The following is a 21,720-nucleotide window of genomic DNA, read 5'->3' as shown; positions in this document are numbered from 1 at the left end:
CGCTCAGCCATGCTCTCGACATGACCGAAGGCCAGCCGGTGGGCCATTGCGTAAGGGTCTGCTGGATTGGCGTGCATGTGGGGCGCGAACTCGGACTGGACGATGCGGCTCTCTGGGAACTCTATTACACGCTTCTCCTGAAGGATCTGGGCTGCAGCAGCAACGCGGCCCGGATCTGCCAGCTCTACCTAACGGATGACCTCACCTTCAAACGAGACTTCAAGTCCGTGGGCGACCGGCTCCCGCAGGTTCTGGGCTTCGTCCTGTCCCATGCCGGCCTGAAGGCCGGGCTGGCGCAGCGGTTCCGCACGGTGATCAACATCGTCCAGAACGGGGGCGAGATCGCTCGCGAACTGATCGAAACCCGCTGCCAGCGCGGCGCCGAGATCGCCCGGCAGCTGCGCTTCCCCGAAGGCGTTGCGCTGGGCATCCAGGCGCTCGACGAACATTGGAACGGGGGCGGCAAGCCGATGGGCACGGCGGGAGCCGACATCCCGGTCTATTCACGCATCGCCCTTCTGGCCCAAGTGGTGGACGTGTTTCATACCGGCGCCGGGGAGGCGGCGGCCCGGCGGGAGGCGCGGGAGCGGTCCGGCACGTGGTTCGACCCCTGGATCGTCGAGGCATTCGAGCGCGTGGCCGAACGCCGGACATTCTGGGAGACCCTGGGGTCAGACGCGGTCGAAAGCGCGGTCTTCGCCCTCGAACCCGCTCAGCGGATCGAACTCGCGGACGAGGATTATCTCGACGACATCGCGGCCGCCTTCGCGCGAGTCGTCGACTCGAAGAGCCCCTATACGAGCGGACACAGCGATCGGGTGGCCTTCTTCGCCGACATGATCGCGGAGGAGATGGGCCTCGACGAGGCGGGCAGACGTCGCCTCCGCAGAGCGGCCCTGCTCCACGATATCGGGAAACTCGGGGTCAGCAACGAGATCCTCGACAAGCCGGGCAAGCTGGACGACGCGGAGTTCGCCGCGGTGCGCCACCATGCCCTCTACAGCGAGACCATCCTGTCCCGGATCGGCGCTTTCCAGGACTTGGCCCGCATCGGCGGGGCCCACCACGAGCGGCTCGACGGCAAGGGCTACCCCAGGGGTCTGATGGGTGATGCGATCGGCCGCGAGACCCGGATCATCTCCGTGGCGGACGTGTTCGACGCCCTGACGGCCGACCGGCCGTACCGGCCTGCCATGCCGGTCTCGAAGGCCATGGGCATCATGACGGCGGATGTCGGAACGGCCTTCGATCCGGACTGCCTGGAGGCTCTCCGCCGAGGCCTCGAGCGGCTCGGGACCGGCCAGCCCTGACCGGCCGGGCCTGTTTCGACGCAAGTCGCAGAAGGGGGCTTTGCCTGAAGCCCTTCGCCGCCTTATAAGCCTGCCATCGTCAACTTTCACGGCCTGACGGGCGCTTGCGGGACAAGCCGCCCTCGGCCGGACTTTCCGGAGGCCCCCATGGCCGGGCATTCACAGTTCAAGAATATCATGCACCGCAAGGGCAAGGTGGACGCGGTGCGGTCCAAGGTGTTTTCCAAGCTCGCCCGCGAAATCACCGTGGCGGCCAAGATGGGCATGCCCGATCCGAACATGAACCCGCGCCTGCGAGCCGCGATCCTGGCCGCCCGCGCCGAGAACATGCCCAAGGACAACATCCAGCGGGCCATCAACAAGGCCTCCGGGGGCGATGCGGAGAACTACGACGAGATCCGCTACGAGGGCTATGGCCCCGGCGGCGCCGCCATCATCGTCGAGGCGATGACCGACAACCGCAACCGCACGGCCTCCGACATTCGCTCCTACTTCACCAAGAGCGGCGGCAACCTGGCCGAGACCGGCGCGGTTTCCTTCATGTTCGACCGGGTCGGCTACATCGAGTTCGGTCCCGACGTGGCCGATGCGGACGCCATGCTGGAGGCGGCGATCGATGCCGGCGCCGATGACGTGGTCTCGTCCGAGAACGGCCACGAGATCTATTGCGACCAGGGCACCCTCAACGAGGTGACGAAGGCCCTCGAGGACAAGTTCGGCGAGCCGAAGGCGTCCAAGCTCGTCTGGAAGCCCCAGACCCCGGTGGCCGTCGACGACGAGACCGGCGAGAAGCTCATGAAGCTCATGGAATCCCTCGAGGAGCACGACGACGTCCAGAGCGTCTACGGCAACTTCGAACTCTCCGACGCCCTGATGCAGAAGATGGCCGGGTGATTTTGGCTGTGCGTGGCGCCCGGGTTCACCCTGGGTATCCACGTCTTCTTAACCGTTGATGGCGTGGATGGCCTGAGCAAGTCCGACCCCGACGGTGGAGAACGAAAAGTGAGCGAACGCGTCCGCATCCTCGGCCTGGATCCCGGCCTGCGCAATACGGGCTGGGGCGTCATCACCGTCGAGGGGACGAAGCTCGCCTTCGTGGCCTGCGGGGTCGTGACGTCGGACGGCGATCTCGACCTCGCCCTGCGCCTCAAGCAGCTCCACGACCGTCTGACGGAGGTGATCCGGACCTGGACGCCCGACGAGGTCTCCGTCGAGGAGACCTTCGTCAACAAGGACGCCCAGGCGACCCTCAAGCTCGGCCAGGCCCGCGCCATGTCCCTGCTGGTCCCGGCCCTCCACGGCCTGCCGGTGGCGGAATACGGCGCCAACCAGGTCAAGAAGACCGTGGTCGGTGTGGGACACGCCGACAAGGATCAGGTCCAGGCCATGGTGAGGATCCTGCTGCCCAAGGCGGACTTCAAGAAGGCCGATGCGGCGGACGCGCTCGCGATCGCGATCGCCCACGCTCATCACCGGAAGGCCCGGGCCCTGGCGGCGAGCTACTGAGGTAGCCCGAACACATAATCCCGTCTCGGACGAAGCTTGAGTTGGCGACCGGGATCGCGGTAAGAACAAAGCGCGACCAAACCCTCCTCGAGAGAGGAAGGGGTTTTACCTGATATCCGTCACCGGCTCCGCTCCGCGGTCTTGAGGTGACGCTGTGGAGCAGAGACGAACGTGATCGGCAAACTCAAGGGCGTGGTGGATTCCTACGGCGAGGATTTCGTGATCCTCGACGTGCACGGGGTCGGCTACGTGGTCCATTGCTCCTCCCGGACCCTCCAGAACCTGCCCACCACCGGCGAGGCGGCTGTTCTGTCCATCGAGACCCATGTTCGCGAGGACATGATCCGGCTGTTCGGATTCCGGTCGGATTCGGAGCGGGAATGGTTCCGGCTGCTCCAATCGGTCCAGGGCGTGGGCTCCAAGGTGGCGCTCGGCATCCTGTCAGTGCTCGACCCCGGGGCTCTCGCGACCGCCATCGCGACCGGCGACAAGGCGTCCGTGGCCCGCGGTCCCGGCGTGGGACCCAAGCTCGCCCAGCGCATCGTGTCCGAGCTCAAGGACAAGGCACCGGCTTTCGCGGCCGTCGATCCGGCCCTCATCCGCCTGACCGGGGCGGTCGAGGACAAGAGCGCCCCAGCGCCTGTCTCTGATGCCATCTCGGCCCTGGTCAATCTCGGCTACCCTCAGGTTCAGGCTTCGGCCGCGGTCGCCGCCGCCATGAAGCAGGCGGGCGAGGAGGCCGAGGCGAAGACCCTGATCCGGCTGGGCCTGCGCGAGCTGGCGCGGTAGCCGGTTCATCATAAGGGAATGTTCCTGTTTTGATCCCACCTGGAATGGCGTATGAGAAGGTCATCGCCTATATGAAGTCTCTGGAAGGTAAGCCTCTTTGACCGATTCCCGCCGCCTGATCAGCCCCGAAAAGCGCGAGGACGACGTTGATGCGTCGATCCGGCCGCTCTCGCTCGACGATTTCACGGGCCAGAAGGCCGCGCGCGCCAATCTCCAGGTCTTCATCGATGCCGCCAAGGCCCGCGGCGACGCCCTCGACCACGTGCTCTTCGTCGGCCCTCCGGGCTTGGGAAAGACCACCCTGGCGCAGATCGTCGCCCGCGAGCTCGGGGTCAATTTCCGCTCGACCTCGGGTCCGGTGATCGCGAAAGCGGGCGATCTGGCGGCTCAGCTCACCAACCTGGAAGAGCGCGACGTGCTCTTCATCGACGAGATCCACCGCCTGAATCCGGCCGTTGAGGAAATTCTCTACCCGGCCATGGAGGATTACCAGCTCGACCTCATCATCGGCGAGGGGCCGGCCGCCCGCTCGGTGAAGATCGAGCTGCCGAAATTCACGCTGGTCGGCGCCACCACCCGGGCGGGTCTGCTCACCACCCCCCTGCGCGACCGCTTCGGCATCCCGATCCGGCTCGAGTTCTACACCGTCGACGAGCTGGAGCTGATCGTGCGCCGCGGCGCCCGGGTGCTCGGCCTCGGCATGAGCGAGGAGGGCGCGAACGAGATCGCCCGCCGCTCCCGCGGGACGCCCCGCATCGCCGGTCGTCTCCTGCGCCGGGTGCGCGACTTCGCCATCGTGGAGGGCGTCCAGACCGTGTCCCGCGATCTCGCCGACCGGTCCCTGCGCCTCCTCGACGTGGACCCGATCGGGCTCGACCTGATGGACCGCAAGTACCTGACGATGATCGCCAATTCCTTCGGCGGCGGCCCCGTCGGCATCGAGACCATCGCGGCGGCCCTGTCCGAGCCGCGCGACGCCATCGAGGACATCATCGAGCCGTACCTGATCCAAAAGGGCTTCGTGCAGCGCACGCCGCGCGGGCGCATCCTCACGCCCCACGCCTTCAAGCATCTCGACATCCCGGAGCCGACCCGCGAGACCGCGGCGCAGTTCGGGCTGTTCAACGGGGACGGAGATGAGTGAGGCAAGCCTCGGCGCCAGCCTTTCCGGCTTCATGCAGGACGGCGCTCACATCCTCCCTCTGCGCGTCTATTATGAGGACACGGATTTCTCGGCTCGCGTCTACCACGCGAGCTATCTACGCTTCATGGAGCGCGGCCGCACGGAGCTCCTGCGGGCCGTCGAGGTAGCGCAATCGGACCTGCATGCGGAGATGGGCGGGCTCGCCTTCGTGGTCCGCAAGATGACCATCGATTTCCTCGGCGGCGCCGTGATGGACGACGTGCTCACCGTCGTGACCCGCCCGAAGGACATGCGCGGCGCCTCGATGACGCTCGCCCAGGAGGTCCGGCGCGGCGACGAGGTGCTGGTCAGGGCCGACGTCATGGTGGCGGCCGTGAGGGGAGGGCGGGCCGTGCGGATCCCGGACGAATTGCGGGCTGCCCTGACGGCGGGCGTCTAGGCCATGCCCCATGGTCAGGGCGCGCAGGGGGCCTGCCTCTTGCGCATGTCAGGGCGATTTTTTCATCAATTTCAGCATTTTCCGCTCCAGGGCGGTCCCTCTTAAACGAGACCTTAACCCTAACCTGTGCCTAACAGGTAACGGTCTCGGAGGATCTCGGGCCTTGTTACCCTGTGCCCTTACTTTCGACAGATTCAGGGGCGAACGAACGGTAATACAAGAACAGATTTTCCTAGAACCTGTTGCGGGAAGCCCTGGGTCGTCTTCCAGGACTGCTCCAAGAGCGAGGACGAGAGAGTATGAACCCGGCTGATGTGGCCCAGGCCGTCCCTGTGGCCCACGAACTGTCCTTCTTCGGCCTGTTCTGGCAGGCCCATTTCATCGTCAAGCTCGTGATGCTGGGCCTGCTGGCTGCCTCCGTCTGGTGCTGGGCCATCATCATCGACAAGACGCTCCTCTACGCCCGCTCCAAGCGCGCCATGGACCGATTCGAGGACGTGTTCTGGTCCGGCCAGTCGCTCGAGGAACTCTACCGCTCCCTCCAGAGCCGCCCGGCCACGGGCCTCGCGGCCGTGTTCGTCGCCGCCATGCGCGAGTGGAAGCGTTCGTTCGAGGGCTCGGGCCGCTCGTTCCAGAGCCTGCCCCAGCGTATCGACAAGGTTCTCGACGTGACCATCCAGCGTGAGGTGGAGCGGCTCAATTCCCGCCTGACGGTGCTGGCCTCCATTGGTTCGGCCGGCCCGTATATCGGCCTGTTCGGCACGGTGGTGGGCATTATGAATTCCTTCACCTCGATTGCCGCCTCCAAGAACACCAGCCTGGCGGTCGTGGCGCCGGGCATCGCGGAGGCGCTGTTCGCCACCGCCATCGGGTTGTTCGCGGCCATTCCGGCGGTGCTCGCCTACAACAAGCTCCAGTCGGAGGTCGGCAAGCTCCAGACCCGGCTTGAAGGCTTCGCCGACGAATTCTCGGCCATCCTGTCGCGCCAGATCGACGAGCGCATCGGCCATGCGGGTCACCACCCCGCCAACGCGGCGTAAGGGGGATCCGGCATGGCCATGACGGCAGGAGCGGCAGGGGGCGGCGGACGGCGGCGCAGGCGCGGCCGCACGCCCGGCGCGATCAACGAAATCAACATGACGCCGTTCATCGACGTCATGCTGGTGCTGCTCATCATCTTCATGGTGGCGGCTCCCATGATGACCGCCGGCGTGCCGCTCGACCTGCCGCAGACCAAGGCCGCGCCGCTGAATTCCGATGCGACGCCCGTGACACTCTCGATCAAGGCGACCGGCCAGGTGTTCCTGGGCGAAGCCGAACTGGTGGACGAGGCCATCGTGGGCAAGCTCGCGGAGGTGTCGAAGTCCGGCTTCGACGAGCGGATCTTCGTGCGCGGGGACAAGAAGGTGGATTACGGCCGTGTCGCCCAGGTGATGTCGATCGTCACCACGGCGGGCTACAAGCGCGTCGCCCTCGTGACCGAGGTCGACCAGCGCTGAGCGGAATGAGAGCAGGGGGCAGACACACGTGGCGTTGAAGCTGAAATTCAACACCTCCGAGCCGGGCCTGTGGGTCTCGGGCGTCGCGCACGCGTCGCTGTTGGCGGCCGCCCTGATCGGCCTGTCGGTCGGGACCGAATTTCCCCAGGCCGAGGAGGGGATCCCGGTCGAGATCATCACCGACAACCAGCTCTCCCAGATCACCAAGGGCGAGAAAACCGCCAAGGACATGCAGCCGAAGCCGCCCCGCGCCGAGCGTGTGGCCGACAAGGCCGAGCTGAAGGATCCCGGCGAGGACAAGCGCGATGCGCCCGCACCTCCGAAGCGTCCTGAAGAGATGAAGGTCGCCGACAAGGAAGAGCCGGTGGCCGCCAAGCCTCCGCCGCCCGCGCCGCCGACCCGCTCCCAGGAGGAGAAGGCCGCCGAGGCCAAGGCCGCAGAAGAGAAGAAGTTGCAGGAAAAGGCCGAAGCCGAGGCCATCGAGAAGGCCAAGGCGGCCGAGCAGGCGAAGGTCGAGGCGGAAGCCAAGGCCAAGGCGGAGGCCAAAGCGAAGGCGGAAGCCGACGCGGAGGCGAAGCGCGTCGCGGAGGCGAAGGCCAAGGCCAAGGCGGAAGCGGACGCCAAGGCGAAGGCCGAGGCCGAGAAGAAGCTCGCGGAGGCCAAGGCCAAGGAAGAGGCCGAGGCCAAGGCGCGCAAGGAGGCCCAGCTCGCCAAAAAGCTCGACATGGGCGACCTGAAGCAATTCCTCGACAGCAAGGAAAAGAACCAGTCCACCGGCGCGACCGGCGCGGAGGTCCAGAAGACCGCTTCCCTCGGCACCGCGACGGGATCGGCCGCGAAGCTGTCGCCGAGCCTGCGCGACGCGCTCATCGGGCTGCTGGTCTCGCAGATCGAGCGCTGCTACAGCGCGCCGATCTCCGCCTCGGGCGGGCAGGTCACGGCTCCCATTCTCGACATCCGTCTGAATCAGGACGGATCGCTCAGCACCGAGCCCCGCATTCTCCAGGCCGGGAGCAGCTCGACCGATCGCGCGGTCGCCGACGCGGCCGTCCGCGCCATCCGCAAGTGCCGCCAGTTCGAGATCCCGGCGAAGTTCGTTCCGTATTACGCGGACTGGAAGGTCCTGAACGTCCAGTTCGATCCTCCTCTCTCTTAAAGCCCATCACGCTTGAGACAGCATCCCATGATCACTCGCTTCCTTTCCCGTCTTCTCGTCGCGCTGGCCGTCGTCGTGCCGATGGCGGCGCTCGCGCCGGCCGCCCAGGCGCAGCTCTCCTTCCGCGTCGGACCGGGCGGGCAGTTCCAGCCCATGCCGATCGCCGTTGCCGATTTCTCCGGCGAGGGCGATCTCGGGCAGCGGGTGTCCGGCATCATCACCAGCAATCTGCAGCGCTCCGGCTATTTCGCGCCGCTCGACAAGTCGCGCTTCCCCGAGCGTCCCTCCTTCGACGCGGCGCCGCGCTTCGACGCCTGGAAGATGGCGGGCGCCCAGGCGCTCGTGACGGGCCGCGTCTCGCGCGATCCGTCGGGCCGCCTTCGCGCCGAGTTCCGCCTGTGGGACATTGAGTCCGGCCAGCAGCTCACCGGCCAGCAATACGTGACGGACGCCAATTTCTGGCGCCGCGTCGGCCACATCATCTCCGATGCGGTCTATTCCAAGGTGACGGGCTTCGGCGGCTTCTTCGACACGCGCATCGTGTTCGTCGACGAATCGGGCCCGAAGGAGAACCGGCGCAAGCGCCTGGCGATCATGGATCAGGACGGGGCCAACGTGCGCTACCTGACGCAAGGCGACACCTCGGTGGTGACGCCGCGCTACTCGCCGGCCACCCAGGACATCACCTATTCGGCCCAGGTCGAGGGCCAGCAGCCGCGCGTTCAGGTCATCAACCTGGAGACAGGCACCCGTCAGGTGCTGGGCAACTTCCCCGACATGGCCTCCTCGCCGCGCTTCGCGCCCGACGGGCAGCGCATCGTCATGAGCCTGCAGCAGGGCGGCAACGCCAACATCTTCATGATGGATCTGGGCTCGCGCAACACCACGCGCCTGACATCGACGGCCGCCATCGACACCTCGCCGTCCTTCTCGCCGGACGGCAGCCAGATCGTGTTCGAGAGCGACCGCGGCGGCAAGCAGCAGATCTACGCCATGAACGCGGACGGCTCGAATCAGCGCCGCATCTCCTTCGGCGACGGCGCCTATTCGCAGCCGGCCTGGTCGCCCCGCGGCGACTACATCGCCTTCACGAAGCAGCGCGCGGGCGGCTTCGCCATCGGCATCATGAAGCCGGACGGCTCGGGCGAGCGCATCCTTACGGAAGGCTTCCACAACGAGAGCCCGACCTGGGCGCCCAACGGCCAGTACATCCTGTTCTTCCGCGATCCGGGCGGACAGGCCGGCGGCAAGCTCTACATGGTCGACATCACCGGCCGCGTGGAACAGCCGGTGCCGACCCCGTCCTTCGCGTCCGACCCCACCTGGTCGCCGCTTCTGAGCGAGAGCCGGCAGAGCAACTGAATCGACGTCGAAAGGGCGCCTCTGGCGCCCTTTCCCTTATTTAGGCGGCCATCGGGGCTGCGCTGCCGGTCTCGTCCTTGTGGCCCTTGAGCTTGAAGGCGAGGACCAGGAGGGAGATGCCGAAGACGAGCGCATAGGCGCCGAGCCACCAGGTCAGCACCACGGCGCCGACGAGGGGGGCGAGCAGCAGCGCGACGCCGAACAGCACCGACACGATGCCGCTGAAGATCAGCCAGCCGCGGCCGTAGGTCGGGTTGAGCTTGAACGCGGCCACGATCATCAGGACGCCGGTGATCAGCGACCACACGGCCATCAGGGTGACGAAGAACAGGACCGTCAGCCCGGGCATGATGAACGCGACGACGCCGACCAGGATGTTGAGGATGCCCTCGAGGATCAGAAGGCCCCAGCGCTGGTTGTTGGACGCGGCCCGGACCGCCGCCACGATGCCGAACACGCCGTCGACCAGCATGTAGGCGGCGAAGACCCAGACCAGGGACAGGAGCGTGGCTCCCGGCGAGAAGAAGGCGATGAGGGCAAAGATGATCGCAAAGACGCCGCGGAGCGCCAGAGCCCACCAGTTCTGCGCCAGAAGCTGGCTCATGGCGTGGGTGCGATCAAGGGTGTTGAAAGAGCCGGTGGTGCCTGTAGCCATAGGAGTCCTCCTCGAAAAGGGACGCACTGCTTTCAGCATCGGACGTGGCAAGCGGATCTCCAGTCCGGACCCATCCGATGTTCACTCCCCTGGGGCGCATTCTGATGAACGTCTTGCGGACGCGGTCCTTCCGGCCCGCGCGATGCGCCTGCTCGAGGTCAACGCCAAGCTTGACCGTTGGTTTCCTTTTATTCTTCTCGATGCCTATTCGCCGGGCGACGCCTCGTTCTGCTTGATCTTGCTCAGTTTGCGCCGGAGGGCAAGCTTCCGGTGCCTCAGGCGCACCCGCCGCTTGAGCCGGAAGGCGCGGATCAGGAGCGCGATCCCGAGCCAGGCCAGCACGATGACGATCGGAGAGACGATCACGACAGGGAAGGCCGTGACCAGCGCGGCGAGGGCCAGGAATGCGAAGCCGATGATCGCGACGCTGCTCGCCTCCGTGGCCGTGAGGGAGCGGGATCCGACTGCCTTGCCGACCGTGCTCGACAGCGCCAGGGCGCCGGCCGCGAGCCTGCGCACGCCGCCTCTCTTGAAGCGATGGCCGCGGCGCGAGCGCATGTTCCTGGCCTGGCGCCGCCTCGACTGCCAGCCGGGGACGATCTCCGTCGCGTTGGCTAGATCCTCCAGGTACATCGCCTCCATGGCCTCGGCGAAGCCCGGATCCTCGACCACCACGTCGAGCTCCCAGTTCGTCGCCCAGCTGGCGATGTTGAGGTTGGTGGACCCGACCCGGGCCCAGCGTCCGTCTACCACCGCCGTCTTGGCGTGGAGCATCGAGCCGTTCCATTCATAGACCCTGATGCCGGCTTCGATGAGGGAGCGGTAGCCGGCCCGCACCACCGGCTGCAGGGCCGGCACGTCGCTCGATCCGGGAACGAGGAGACGCACGTCCACGCCGTCTCGCGCCGCTTCCCCCAGGGCCTGCACGTAGGACGTGGTGGCGACGAAATAGGCGTCGGTGAGCCAGAGGTTGCGCTGGGCGGTCGCGGCGATGAACTGGTCGACCCGGTAGGTACGGAACATGCCGGGCTCGCCGCTGATGACCCGCGCCGCCACGGAACCGGCATGCGGGATCAGGTCGGCGTGGGGCATCTCGGACCTCGGGATCGGCTTCATGCCGGCGAGAACCCAGCTCTCGGCGAAGGTCGCGTCGAGATCCGCCACCACGGGCCCTTCCAGGGACAGGCCCGTATCACGCCATGGTTCGTGGCCGTTCTTGCCGACCCAGTTGTCCGAGATGCACAGACCGGACACGAAGGCGATGCGCCCGTCGACGGTGATCAGCTTGCGATGGTCGCGGCGAACCCAGAACGGGTCGGTCAGCCGGGGAGGGTTGAAGACCCGGGCCTCGACCCCGGCCTCGCGCAGGCGTCGCCAGTAACGGGGCAGGGCGCGGAAGGAGGATCCGAGCCAGTCGTAGAGCACCCGGACCCGCACGCCGGCACGGGCCCGCTCCATGAGGGCTTCCGCGAAGGCCTGGCCGGTCTCGTCGTCCGCGATGATGAAGTTCTCGAAATGGATCACGGTCCGCGCCGACCGGATCGCCTCCAGCCAGGCCGGGTAGTTCTCCCGCGAGTCCCGCAGCAGGGCGATGGCGTTGCCGTGGCGCAGGTCGCTGTCGGCGATGCGCGAGAACGCCCTCTCCAGACGGAGATCGTCCAGGGCTTGGCGATAGGGATGTCCGCGGCTTCCGGACTGGGTCGTCACGATATTCATCACCTCTCAACGCTCGAGACGCACAATCGGCAGCAGCCGAGCTTCGCGTGGACCACCTTGCGGGATGACCTTACGATAGGAATGAAGAACGCCGCATGAAGGTTTTTACGGGCGGTTAACCCTAACCCGAACTTCCACAACTTGGCCATAATTCACCTTAATCCCGCATGTCTCCTCACGGTTGACGGAACCCTCCTTTAACCATCCTCCCGATATGAAAGACACAACGTTCGGCAAACGTATGTGTAAGGAGTATTGCCAATGATGACGCTGCGCGCCGTCAAGTTCGCCGCTGCTATCGTCCTCGCCCTCGGGGCGGCGGCGTGTTCGTCCAACAAAGATGGCATGGCCGATGGAGCTGGAGCCGGAGGCTTCGGGGCCGGCGGCGCCGCCACCCCGGGCAGTGCCCAGGATTTCGTCGTCAACGTGGGCGACCGCGTGTTCTTCGAGACCGACTCGACCGACCTGACCCCCACGGCCGTCGCCACCCTCGACAAGCAGGCGCAGTGGCTGCAGCGCTATCCGAACTACACCTTCATCCTCGAAGGCCATGCGGACGAGCGCGGCACCCGCGAGTACAACTACTCGCTCTCCGCCCGCCGCGCCCAGGTCGTCCGCGACTATCTCATCTCCCGCGGCATCCCGGGCAACCGTTTCCGCACCGTGTCCTACGGCAAGGAACGTCCCGTCGCGGTCTGCAACGACATCTCCTGCTGGTCGCAGAACCGCCGCGCGGTCACCGTGCTCGGCGGCGGCGCCGGGGCATAAAGCCTCACCCGGCGCATCGTGCCGACAAGTGGATCCGGTTTTCCGCCCGGACGATGCGCTCTTCAATGAGGGAGCATTGGCTTTGATCCCACGAACCGGGTCCATGGTCGGGTTCGGGTCTCGAGTTCAAGCTCTCGTGACATCGCAAAGCGCCGCCACGGTATCGCCGTGGCGGCGCTTTTGTGTTATCGGCCTCCTCGTCCGAGGACCCTCACGGTATCCCAGCATGTTTCGACGTCTGTTTGTCTTTTTCGCCTTTGCCTTGGCTCTGGCTGCAACTGCGGTCTCCCCTGCCGCTGCGCAGGATGCCGCCGATGCGATCGTGCGCCTGAACCGGCTCGAGAGCCAGTTCCGCCAGCTCTCCGGCCAGATGGAGCAGCTTCAGCACGAAAACCGCCAGCTCAAGGAGCAGCTCCGCAAGTTCCAGGAGGACGTGGAGTTCCGCTTCCAGGAAGGCCGTGGCGGTTCTCGGCCTTCGTCGCCCACCACCACGCCGGCACGCCCGGCGCAGCCCCAGGCCCAGCCGGCCCCAGCCCAGCCGCAGCGCCGGAGCGACGTGTTCGACCCGTCCGAGACGCCGGACGCTCCCGGGGCGCCCAGGCCGCTCGGCACCACGACCCCGTCTGCCCCTCTGACGGCGGATGCGGGCCGTCCCGTGCCGCTGCCCGGCGGGCGGCTCGCCGGGATCGGCGACCTGATCGAGCAGGACGAGGAGGGCGGCCTCGACGGAGTTCCGATGGATGGCGGCGGTGCGCACGAGCGTGTCGCCGGGCTGCCGCAGGGAGCCCTTCCCCAGGGTGCCCTTCCCCAGGGTGCCCTGGCCGAGCGGCCGGGCCCGAGCGTCGCGGCAACGAGCGTCGGCAACCCTCGCTCCGATTTCGATGCCGCCTATGCCTCCTTCGCGCAGAAGCAGTACGACCAGGCCGAGATGGGCTTCCGCCGTTTCCTGCAGTCCAATCCCCGCGACAAGCTGGTGCCCGAGGCGACCTTCTGGCTGGGCGAGACCTACCTCCAGCGCAACCGCTACCGCGAGGCCGCCGAGCAGTTCCTGAACGTCACGGCCGAACACCCCGACGCCGCCAAGGCGCCCGATGCCCTGCTGCGGCTCGGCATCTCGCTGAACGGGCTCGGAGCCAAGGACCGCGCCTGCGCGGTCTTCGCCGAGCTCGACCGCAAGTACCCCCAGGCCTCGGCCCCCGTGCGCCAGGCCTCCGACCGCGAGCAGAAGCGCATCAAGTGCAGCTGAGCCGCTGACCGATTCTGCGAGGGCCGGGTGATGGCCTCTCCTCCGCCCCCCGAGGATGCGCTCTCGGATGATGGGCTGGAGCGCCTTTTCGCCTCTCTGAGCCAAGCCTCGGGCATCGTTGCCGCCGTGTCGGGCGGGCCCGATTCGACTGTCCTGATGCATCTGCTCGCCCGCTGGGCCGCATCCGGCTCACGGCCTCCTGTCCTGATCGCCACCGTCGATCACGGCCTGCGGCCGGAAGCCGCCGCCGAGGCCGTGTTCGTCGGGTGGGAAGCCGCCGCCTTGGGCCTGCCGCACACGATCCTCGCCTGGACCGGCGACAAGCCGCGGACGGGCATCCAGGAGGCGGCGCGCGAGGCGCGCTACCGGCTCCTCGTCGGACATGCCCTCCAGGCCGACGCGACCCATCTCGTCACCGCCCATACCCGCGACGATCAGGCCGAGACGGTGCTGATGCGGATGGCCCGGGGCTCGGGCCTTGCGGGTGTTGCCGGCATGCGCCGCGAGACCGACCGGTCCGGTATCCGGCACGTGCGCCCCCTGCTCGACTGGCCGAAGGCTGCCCTCCTCGATCTCTGCCGGGAGCGGGGCTGGCCCTTCGTGGAGGATCCGTCCAACGCCAGCGAGCTTTACGCCCGCGTGCGCTGGCGCAGGCTCATGCCGCTCCTGGCCGCGGAGGGGCTCGATGCCGAGCGGCTGGCGCGCCTCGCCGGGCGAGCCGCCCAGGCCGAGGAGGCGCTCGGCCTCAAGGCGCGCGAGGTTCTGGACCAGGCGGATCCGATCTTCGAAGGCAACTGTCTCTCGTTCCAGGCCGGCATCCTTGCAAGCGAGCCTTTCGCCATTGCCGTCCGGGCGCTGGATCAGGCCCTGGTCAGGGCGGGTTTCGCGGCCGGCCGTCTCGACCGGCTCGAAGCCTGTACGGAGCGGCTCCGGGACGCCCTCAGGGCAGGGGAGGGCTCGAGCCTCACCATCGCCGGCGCCCTCGTGCGGCTCAATCGCGCGGGGCGGGTGTCCATCCGGCCGGAACCGCCCCGGCGCCGGGGCCGTTAGCCGAATCTCTTAGCCAACGTTATCGGATCGCGCCCCATGGGTGCCGCATTCCCTTGGCAAGGCGGGACGGTGTGCCTACATTGAGTTTAACCGTGCGGGGAGATCTCCCTGCGCTTCATCTCCCTCTGGGGCAGAACCTGATCCGATGAATTCAAATTTCCGCAACTTCGCCTTGTGGGTCGTCATCTTCCTCCTGGTGCTGGCGCTCGTGACCCTTTTCCAGAGCCCGGGCCAAAGGGGCGGCGGCAGCGATATCGCCTACAGCCAGCTCCTCAGCGAGGCCGATGCCGGACGCATCACCAGCGTCGTCATCTCCGGGCCGGAGATCAGCGGCACCTACACGGACGGGCGCACCTTCACGACTTATGCGCCGAGCGACCCGATGCTGGTCACGAAGCTGCAGCAGAAGGGCGTGCAGATCACGGCCCGCCCGCAGTCGGACTCGACCCCCTGGTTCATCGCGGTCCTCATGAACATCCTGCCCATCGCGCTCTTCATCGGGGCCTGGGTGTTCCTGTCGCGCCAGATGCAGAGCGGCGCCGGCCGGGCCATGGGCTTCGGCAAGTCCAAGGCGAAGCTCCTGACCGAGGCGCATGGCCGCGTCACCTTCGACGACGTGGCGGGCATCGACGAGGCCAAGGAAGACCTGCAGGAGGTGGTGGAGTTCCTGCGCGACCCGCAGAAGTTCCAGCGCCTGGGCGGCCGGATCCCCCGCGGCGTGCTGCTCGTCGGCCCTCCCGGCACCGGTAAGACCCTGACCGCCCGGGCGGTCGCGGGCGAGGCCAACGTGCCGTTCTTCACCATCTCGGGCTCCGACTTCGTCGAGATGTTCGTGGGCGTCGGCGCCTCCCGTGTCCGCGACATGTTCGAGCAGGCGAAGAAGAACGCCCCCTGCATCATCTTCATCGACGAGATCGACGCGGTCGGCCGCCATCGCGGCGCCGGCCTCGGCGGCGGCAACGACGAGCGCGAGCAGACCCTCAACCAGCTCCTGGTGGAGATGGACGGATTCGAGGCCAACGAGGGCGTGATCATCATCGCGGCCACCAACCGCCCCGACGTGCTCGACCCGGCGCTTCTGCGCCCGGGCCGCTTCGACCGCCAGATCGTCGTCCCGAACCCGGACGTGGTCGGCCGCGAGAAGATCCTGCGCGTCCATGTCCGCAAGGTGCCGCTGGCGCCCGACGTGGACCTGAAGATCATCGCCCGCGGCACCCCCGGCTTCTCGGGCGCCGATCTCATGAACCTCGTCAACGAGGCGGCCCTGCTGGCCGCCCGCCGCGGCAAGCGCATCGTCACCATGCGCGAGTTCGAGGACGCCAAGGACAAGGTGATGATGGGCGCCGAGCGCCGCACCCTCGTCATGACCGACGACGAGAAGCGCCTGACCGCCTATCACGAGGCCGGCCATGCCGTCGTGGCGCTGAACGTGCCGGCCACCGACCCGGTGCACAAGGCCACCATCATCCCGCGCGGCCGTGCGCTCGGCATGGTCATGCAGCTCCCCGAGCGGGACAAGCTGTCCATGTCCTACGAGCAGATGACCTCGCGTCTCGCCATCATGATGGGCGGCCGCATCGCCGAGGAGATGATCTTCGGCAAGGACAAGGTCACGTCCGGCGCCCAGTCCGACATCGAGCAGGCAACCCGCCTCGCCCGCATGATGGTGACCCGCTGGGGCTTCTCGCCCGAACTTGGGACGGTTGCCTACGGCGAGAACCAGGACGAGGTCTTCCTCGGCATGCAGATGGGACGCCAGCAGAACGTGTCCGAGGCAACGGCTCAGAAGATCGACTCGGAGGTCCGCCGCCTGGTCGAAGACGGGCTCAACGACGCCCGGCGCATCCTGACCGAGAAGGCGCACGAACTCGAAGCCCTGGCCCGCGGCCTGCTCGAGTACGAGACCCTGACCGGCGAAGAGATCCGCAATCTGCTCGACGGCCAGCCGCCGGTGCGCGACACCGGGGAGCCTGCCACGCCGAGCCGCGGCTCCGCCGTCCCCACCGCCGGCCGCGGCCGGCCTCGGGAGAACGATGGCGGCATGGAGCCCCAGCCGCAGGCCTGAGAACCATCGAAAACCCTCTGATCCAGTACGCCCGCCCCCCTGGCGGGCGTACTTTTTTGTTTACCTCAAAGATCTAATACTCCGTAAGGACCAGGTTGAGACCTGTAACAATCGCTTATCACTTGTGATGGCGCGCATTGGCTCGGGTCCCTTGACCGAATTCAGGGAGGTTGCTTTGAAAAAGCCAAAGCGTGGATCAGCGCTACGGAATGCGGAGACAAAGCACGTGCGGAAATACTTCGGGACCGATGGCATTCGGGGCCGCGCCAACGGCATCATCACGCCGGACCTGGCCCTGCGGGTCGGGCAGGCGGCCGGCCTCATGTTCCAGCAGCGCGGCGATTACCGCCACCGGGTCGTGATCGGCAAGGATACGCGGCTCTCCGGCTACATGATCGAATCCGCCCTTCAGGCGGGCTTCACCTCGGTGGGCATGGACGTGCTGCTCCTGGGCCCGATCCCGACCCCGGCGGTCGCCATGCTGACGCGCTCCATGCGCTGCGACCTGGGCGTGATGATCTCGGCCTCCCACAACCCCTACGAGGACAACGGCATCAAGCTGTTCGGCCCGGACGGGTTCAAGCTGAACGACGAGATCGAGCTTCAGATCGAGGCGCTGATCGATTCCGACCTGACCCGTCGGCTGGCCGGGTCGTCCACCCTCGGCCGCGCCAAGCGCATCGAGAGCGTCCAGGCCCGCTACATCGAGTTCGCCAAGCGCACCCTGCCGCGCCAGATCGACCTGGAGGGCATGCGCGTCGTGGTCGATTGCGCCAACGGGGCCGGCTACAAGGTCGCCCCTGAGGCGCTGTGGGAGCTCGGCGCCGAGGTGGTGTCCATCGGCGTTGAGCCGAACGGCTTCAACATCAACCACGACGTCGGCTCCACGGCGCCGGACGCCCTGATCCACAAGGTCCGCGAGCTGCGCGCCGACGTTGGCATCGCCCTCGACGGCGACGCGGACCGGGTGCTGATCGTCGATGAGAAGGGCCACAAGGTCGACGGCGACCAGCTCATGGGCGTGGTCGCCCGCTCCTGGAAGGAGGACGGCCGCCTGGCGCAGCCCGGCCTCGTGGCGACGATCATGTCCAATCTCGGCCTGGAACGGTACCTGAACGGCCTGGGCCTAGGCCTCGTGCGCACCGCCGTCGGGGACCGCTACGTGCTCGAGCACATGCGCGCCCATGGCTACAATCTCGGCGGCGAGCAGTCGGGCCACATCATCATGTCCGACTACACCACCACGGGCGATGGCCTCGTGGCGGCCCTCCAGCTCCTCGCCGTGGTGAAAAGCCTGGGCAAGCCGGTCTCCGAGGTCTGCCATTGCTTCGAGCCGCTGCCGCAGGTGCTCAAGAACGTGCGCTACAAGGCCGGCAAGCCCCTGCAGGAGGCCTCGGTCATCCAGGCCATCGAGGCGGGCCGCGAGACCCTCGGGCATGCGGGCCGCCTCGTGATCCGTCCCTCCGGCACCGAACCGGTCATCCGCGTGATGGGCGAGGGCGACAACGAGGATCTCGTCAATCGCGTGGTGGACGACGTGGTGGAAGCCGTATCGCAGGCGGCCTCCAGGGCTGCGGCGTAGGACGCGACGTCCGTTCGGTCGTCGGAATCAAAAAAAGCCCCGGCGATCGGCTCGCCGGGGCTTCTGTTTCGAGCCGCTTTTACGTCATCACCGGCCTCGTGCCGGTGATCCCGATTGGAAGAACTCAGCGCTTCACAGCATCGGGATGGCCGGGACAAGCCCGGCCATGCCGGGACAGGGTATTGCTTCCGGCCTGACCTTGAGGGCTGAGGGCCACTAAGCCCTCAGCCACTCGTCCTCAGATCACTCCGCCGGGTGGGCCGGCGGCACGTCCTTCGTCCGCGACGGCAGGTCCTCGCCATGCGCGACCTGGCCGGTCTCGGCACGGAGCCTGTCGAGCAGCTCGCTCACATAGGTGGCGGGCTTCGTGAAGCCGCCGAGGAGCAGGTAGATCGAGGGCACGACCAGCATGGTCAGGATGGTCGACACCGTGACGCCGCCCACGATCACCGACCCGATGGCATTGCGCGCCTCGGCGCCGGCGCCGGTGGACCAGGCGAGCGGGATGGCGCCGCCGATCATGGCGATCGACGTCATCAGGATCGGCCTAAGGCGCAGCACCGAGGCCTCGACCACCGCATCGCGCACCGAATACCCGCGCTCGCGCAGCTGGTTCGAGAACTCGACAATCAGGATGCCGTTCTTGGTCATGAGGCCGATGAGCAGGATCATGCCGATCTGGCTGTAGATGTTGAGCGTCTGTCCGGTGACGAACAGGGCCAGCAAGCCGCCGGTCACCGCGAGCGGCACCGTGAGCATGATGATGAACGGGTTGATCCAGCTCTCGAACTGGGCGGCGAGCACCAGGAACACCACCAGGAGCGCCATCGCGAACGTCACGTAGATCGCCCCGGTCGAATCCAGGAAGTCTTTGGACTGGCCCGTATAGCCGATGCGCACCTCCGCCGGCAGGTTGTCGCGCACGATCTGCTGGAGGATCTCCAGGCCCTCCCCGATGGATACGCCCGGCGCCAGGGACGACTGGATCGTGATCGACCGCAGGCGGTCGAACCGGTTCAGGGCCTGCGGGGCGGCCGATTCCGTCAAGGATACGAAGGAGGAGAGCGGAACGAGCTCGCCGTTGGCGGCACGGATGAAGGTGTTGGTGAGATCGTTGGGCGTCGCGCGGTCCTGGGCCCGGGCGCGCATGATCACGGGATATTCGTCGCCGCGGCTGACGAAGGTCGAGACTTCGGTCTCGCCGAACATAAGCTCCAGCGTGCGGCCGATATCCTCCACCGAGACGCCGAGGTCGGCGGCGCGCTGGCGGTCGATCTGGACGCGGATGTCGGGCTGGGACTCACGGTAGTTTGAGTCCATGTTGACGAACTTGCCCGTCTCCTGAGCCTTCTGCATGACGATGTCACGCCAGCCGCGGATCGTCTCGTAATCGGGGCCGCCGAGGACGAACTGGATCGGCTGGCCGAAGCCGCCGGCGCCGCCGAAGGCCGGCGGGTTGACCACCGAAACGCGCGCGCCGGGGAAATTCGATACCCTCGGGGTGATCTGACGGACGATGTCCTGCTGGCTTTCGGTCCGGTCCTCCCAGGGAACCAGGCGTACGATCACGATGCCCTCGTTGACCGGGGAGGGACGGGCGAAGCCCGGAGCGACCTGGCTCAGCATGGAGGCGACGAGGCCCTTCTCCTGCAGGGGCATCAGGGCCTTTTCGACCTCCTTCACCCGATCGCGGGTGTAGTCGAGGCTCGCGCCCTCCGGCGCCTGGAGCCGGACGATGATGGCGCCGCGATCCTCGGTCGGGGCGAATTCCTTCGGCAGGGACTGAAACAGGCCGTAGGCCGACAGGGACACCAGGACGCCGATGAACAGGATGACGACCGGAATCCTCAGGGCCCGCGAGAGCAGCCAGCGATAGCCGCCGTTCATCTTCTCGAAAAGCGGCTCCGTCATGCGCTGGATCCGGCCATGCGCGGGAACCATGAGCTTGGAGCACAGCATCGGGGTGAGCGTGCGGGCGACGACGCCCGAGAAGAAGATGGAGGCTGCGAGCGTGATGCCGAACTCGCGGAAGAGCTTGCCCGTGTTGCCGGTCATGAAGGCGAGGGGGACGAACACCGCCATGAGGGTCGCCGTGGTGGCGATCACCGCGAAGCCGATCTCGCGCGCGCCGTCGAAGGAGGCGAGCAGCGGCGGCTGGCCCTCCTCGATGCGCCGGTGCACGTTCTCGATCTCCACGATCGCATCGTCCACCACGATGCCGATGGCAAGCACGATCGCGAGGAGCGTCAGCACGTTGATGGAGGCGCCGAAGAAGGCCATGACCATGAAGGCCGCGGTGATCGAGACAGGAATCGCCACCATGGCCACGATGGTCGAACGCCAGTCTCGCAGGAAGATCAGGATCACCAGGATCACCAGGGCGACGCCTTCCACCAGGGTGTGCAGCACGCCTTCGATCGAGGCGCGGATGAACTGGCTCTCGTCATAGGCGATTTCCGCCGTGGTGCCGGGCGGCAGCGAACTGCTCAGTTCATCTAGCTCCTTGCGAACCCCGTCGACTACGGACAGCGTGTTCGCGGTCGACTGACGCACGACGCCCATGCCGATGGCGGTCTCGCCCGATTGGTAGAACTCGAAGCGCGTGTCCTCCGGACCGACTTCGACCTGGGCGACTTCGCCGAGCCTGACCAGATAGCCGTTCTTGTTGGTGACGATCACCTGCGAGAACTGCTCGGGCGTCGCGAGGCGGGAATCGGTCTTGACGGTGAATTCGCGCTGGCTGGACTCGATCCGGCCGCCGGGCAGCTCCACGTTCTGGCGCTTGATCGCCGTCTCCAGGTCCTGAACGGTGAGGCCGCGGGCCGCGAGCGCGGGCCTGTCGACCCAGATGCGCATGGCGTAGCGCCGCTCGCCGCTCAGGTTGACGTTGGCGACGCCCGGCACGGTGGAGAGGCGGTCCACATAGACGCGCTTGAGGAAGTCGCTGAGCTCGAGCGCATCGAGGCTCGTGGACGTGACGCCGATCCACATAATGGCCGAGGCGTTCGCATCGACCTTGCGCACCACGGGCGTATCGGCGCCGTCCGGCAGTCGTCCGGCGACGCGGGAAACGGCGTCGCGCACGTCGGAGGTCGCGGCCTCCGGATCGCGGGAGACCTCGAACTCGATCGAGACGGACGAGCGGTCGTTCTGGCTCTGCGAGGTGATCTGGCGGATGCCCTCGATGCCGGCGACCGCGCCCTCGATGATCTCCGTCACCCGGCTCTCGATCACCTCGTTCGAGGCGCCGCGATAGACCGTGGAGACCGACACGACGGGGCGGTCCGTTTGCGGATATTCGCGGACCGGCAGGTTCATGAGCGACGCGAGGCCGCCCACGATCAGCAGGAGGCTCACCACGACGGCGAAGACCGGGCGGCGGATGAAGAGGTCTGAAACCTGCATGGCGGTTCGGCTCTATACCAGTCAGTAA

The 21,720-nt window shown here is 67.0% G+C and carries 18 protein-coding genes; 15 read left to right on the top strand and 3 right to left on the bottom strand.

All coding sequences use genetic code 11. The features are described 5' to 3' along the window. The first annotated feature begins 20 nt into the window (after positions 1–20). The 10 genes from HPT29_RS21745 (at position 21) to tolB (ending at position 9,205) form a co-directional block, all read left to right on the top strand. Complete coding sequence (locus HPT29_RS21745) at positions 21–1,310, top strand: HD-GYP domain-containing protein (RefSeq protein WP_173948081.1); 1,290 nt, start codon at positions 21–23, stop codon at positions 1,308–1,310. A 147-nt stretch (positions 1,311–1,457) separates the two neighbouring features. Next, complete coding sequence (locus HPT29_RS21740; RefSeq protein WP_173948021.1) at positions 1,458–2,204, top strand: YebC/PmpR family DNA-binding transcriptional regulator; 747 nt, start codon at positions 1,458–1,460, stop codon at positions 2,202–2,204. Between the two features lie 108 nt (positions 2,205–2,312). Continuing rightward, positions 2,313–2,816, top strand: coding sequence for a crossover junction endodeoxyribonuclease RuvC (ruvC, locus tag HPT29_RS21735; protein ID WP_173948020.1), 504 nt, complete (start codon positions 2,313–2,315; stop codon positions 2,814–2,816). Between the two features lie 171 nt (positions 2,817–2,987). Beyond that, on the top strand, positions 2,988–3,605 hold the full coding sequence (gene ruvA, locus HPT29_RS21730; RefSeq protein ID WP_173948019.1) for a Holliday junction branch migration protein RuvA: 618 nt from the start codon (positions 2,988–2,990) through the stop codon (positions 3,603–3,605). Between the two features lie 97 nt (positions 3,606–3,702). Beyond that, entirely contained in the window at positions 3,703–4,749 is a 1,047-nt protein-coding gene (gene ruvB, locus HPT29_RS21725) for a Holliday junction branch migration DNA helicase RuvB (RefSeq protein WP_173948018.1), read from the top strand. Continuing rightward, entirely contained in the window at positions 4,742–5,188 is a 447-nt protein-coding gene (ybgC, locus tag HPT29_RS21720) for a tol-pal system-associated acyl-CoA thioesterase (RefSeq protein ID WP_173948017.1), read from the top strand. The genes ruvB and ybgC overlap by 8 nt, the downstream gene beginning before the upstream one ends. A 299-nt stretch (positions 5,189–5,487) precedes the next feature. Continuing rightward, on the top strand, positions 5,488–6,228 hold the full coding sequence (tolQ, locus tag HPT29_RS21715; protein ID WP_173948016.1) for a protein TolQ: 741 nt from the start codon (positions 5,488–5,490) through the stop codon (positions 6,226–6,228). Between the two features lie 12 nt (positions 6,229–6,240). Beyond that, on the top strand, positions 6,241–6,687 hold the full coding sequence (locus HPT29_RS21710) for an ExbD/TolR family protein (RefSeq protein ID WP_173948015.1): 447 nt from the start codon (positions 6,241–6,243) through the stop codon (positions 6,685–6,687). A gap of 28 nt (positions 6,688–6,715) precedes the next feature. Beyond that, on the top strand, positions 6,716–7,843 hold the full coding sequence (gene tolA, locus HPT29_RS21705) for a cell envelope integrity protein TolA (RefSeq protein WP_432807269.1): 1,128 nt from the start codon (positions 6,716–6,718) through the stop codon (positions 7,841–7,843). 27 nt (positions 7,844–7,870) lie between these two features. Next, on the top strand, positions 7,871–9,205 hold the full coding sequence (tolB, locus tag HPT29_RS21700; RefSeq protein WP_173948014.1) for a Tol-Pal system beta propeller repeat protein TolB: 1,335 nt from the start codon (positions 7,871–7,873) through the stop codon (positions 9,203–9,205). 40 nt (positions 9,206–9,245) lie between these two features. Here tolB and HPT29_RS21695 read toward each other — a convergent pair whose 3' ends face one another. Both HPT29_RS21695 and HPT29_RS21690 read right to left on the bottom strand, forming a co-directional pair. Further along, positions 9,246–9,860 carry an HdeD family acid-resistance protein gene (locus tag HPT29_RS21695; protein ID WP_173948013.1) on the bottom strand — a complete coding sequence of 205 codons (615 nt, stop codon included), beginning with the start codon at positions 9,858–9,860 and terminating at the stop codon, positions 9,246–9,248. A 204-nt stretch (positions 9,861–10,064) separates the two neighbouring features. After that, on the bottom strand, positions 10,065–11,576 hold the full coding sequence (locus tag HPT29_RS21690) for a phospholipase D-like domain-containing protein (protein WP_173948012.1): 1,512 nt from the start codon (positions 11,574–11,576) through the stop codon (positions 10,065–10,067). A 261-nt stretch (positions 11,577–11,837) separates the two neighbouring features. On the opposite strand from HPT29_RS21690, the gene pal reads away from it, so the two are divergent. The 5 genes from pal to glmM all read left to right on the top strand — a co-directional run bounded on the left by pal (position 11,838) and on the right by glmM (position 18,287). Next, positions 11,838–12,344: a peptidoglycan-associated lipoprotein Pal gene (gene pal, locus HPT29_RS21685; RefSeq protein ID WP_173948011.1), complete on the top strand. Its 507-nt coding sequence runs from the start codon at positions 11,838–11,840 to the stop codon at positions 12,342–12,344. 226 nt (positions 12,345–12,570) lie between these two features. Then, positions 12,571–13,590, top strand: coding sequence for a tol-pal system protein YbgF (ybgF, locus tag HPT29_RS21680; RefSeq protein ID WP_173948010.1), 1,020 nt, complete (start codon positions 12,571–12,573; stop codon positions 13,588–13,590). Between the two features lie 30 nt (positions 13,591–13,620). Further along, positions 13,621–14,640, top strand: a complete 1,020-nt coding sequence (tilS, locus tag HPT29_RS21675; RefSeq protein WP_173948009.1) for a tRNA lysidine(34) synthetase TilS — start codon at positions 13,621–13,623, stop codon at positions 14,638–14,640. A 145-nt stretch (positions 14,641–14,785) separates the two neighbouring features. Then, positions 14,786–16,705 (top strand): ATP-dependent zinc metalloprotease FtsH, encoded by a 1,920-nt coding sequence (gene ftsH, locus HPT29_RS21670; RefSeq protein WP_285892597.1) that lies wholly within the window; start codon positions 14,786–14,788, stop codon positions 16,703–16,705. Between the two features lie 226 nt (positions 16,706–16,931). Next, a complete protein-coding gene (glmM, locus tag HPT29_RS21665) occupies positions 16,932–18,287 on the top strand; it encodes a phosphoglucosamine mutase (RefSeq protein WP_173945153.1) in 1,356 nt (451 codons plus the stop codon). 243 nt (positions 18,288–18,530) lie between these two features. On the opposite strand, the gene HPT29_RS21660 is transcribed toward glmM, so the two are convergent. Continuing rightward, positions 18,531–21,692, bottom strand: a complete 3,162-nt coding sequence (locus tag HPT29_RS21660; RefSeq protein ID WP_173945154.1) for an efflux RND transporter permease subunit — start codon at positions 21,690–21,692, stop codon at positions 18,531–18,533. Between the last annotated feature and the right edge of the window lie 28 nt (positions 21,693–21,720).

It is taken from the genome of Microvirga terrae, from assembly GCF_013307435.2.
Classification (GTDB): domain Bacteria; phylum Pseudomonadota; class Alphaproteobacteria; order Rhizobiales; family Beijerinckiaceae; genus Microvirga; species Microvirga terrae.
This window is presented reverse-complemented; position numbering and strand designations above follow the sequence as displayed.

Bases quoted from the DNA above. Each gene is read 5' to 3' on its own strand.
- HPT29_RS21745 (WP_173948081.1), top strand. From the start codon at position 21: ATGACCGAAGGCCAGCCGGTGGGCCATTGCGTAAGGGTCTGCTGGATT.
- HPT29_RS21740 (WP_173948021.1), top strand. From the start codon at position 1,458: ATGGCCGGGCATTCACAGTTCAAGAATATCATGCACCGCAAGGGCAAG.
- ybgC (WP_173948017.1), top strand. From the start codon at position 4,742: ATGAGTGAGGCAAGCCTCGGCGCCAGCCTTTCCGGCTTCATGCAGGAC.
- tolQ (WP_173948016.1), top strand. From the start codon at position 5,488: ATGAACCCGGCTGATGTGGCCCAGGCCGTCCCTGTGGCCCACGAACTG.
- HPT29_RS21710 (WP_173948015.1), top strand. From the start codon at position 6,241: ATGGCCATGACGGCAGGAGCGGCAGGGGGCGGCGGACGGCGGCGCAGG.
- tolB (WP_173948014.1), top strand. From the start codon at position 7,871: ATGATCACTCGCTTCCTTTCCCGTCTTCTCGTCGCGCTGGCCGTCGTC.
- HPT29_RS21695 (WP_173948013.1), bottom strand. From the start codon at position 9,860: ATGGCTACAGGCACCACCGGCTCTTTCAACACCCTTGATCGCACCCAC.
- HPT29_RS21690 (WP_173948012.1), bottom strand. From the start codon at position 11,576: ATGAATATCGTGACGACCCAGTCCGGAAGCCGCGGACATCCCTATCGC.
- pal (WP_173948011.1), top strand. From the start codon at position 11,838: ATGATGACGCTGCGCGCCGTCAAGTTCGCCGCTGCTATCGTCCTCGCC.
- ybgF (WP_173948010.1), top strand. From the start codon at position 12,571: ATGTTTCGACGTCTGTTTGTCTTTTTCGCCTTTGCCTTGGCTCTGGCT.
- tilS (WP_173948009.1), top strand. From the start codon at position 13,621: ATGGCCTCTCCTCCGCCCCCCGAGGATGCGCTCTCGGATGATGGGCTG.
- ftsH (WP_285892597.1), top strand. From the start codon at position 14,786: ATGAATTCAAATTTCCGCAACTTCGCCTTGTGGGTCGTCATCTTCCTC.
- HPT29_RS21660 (WP_173945154.1), bottom strand. From the start codon at position 21,692: ATGCAGGTTTCAGACCTCTTCATCCGCCGCCCGGTCTTCGCCGTCGTG.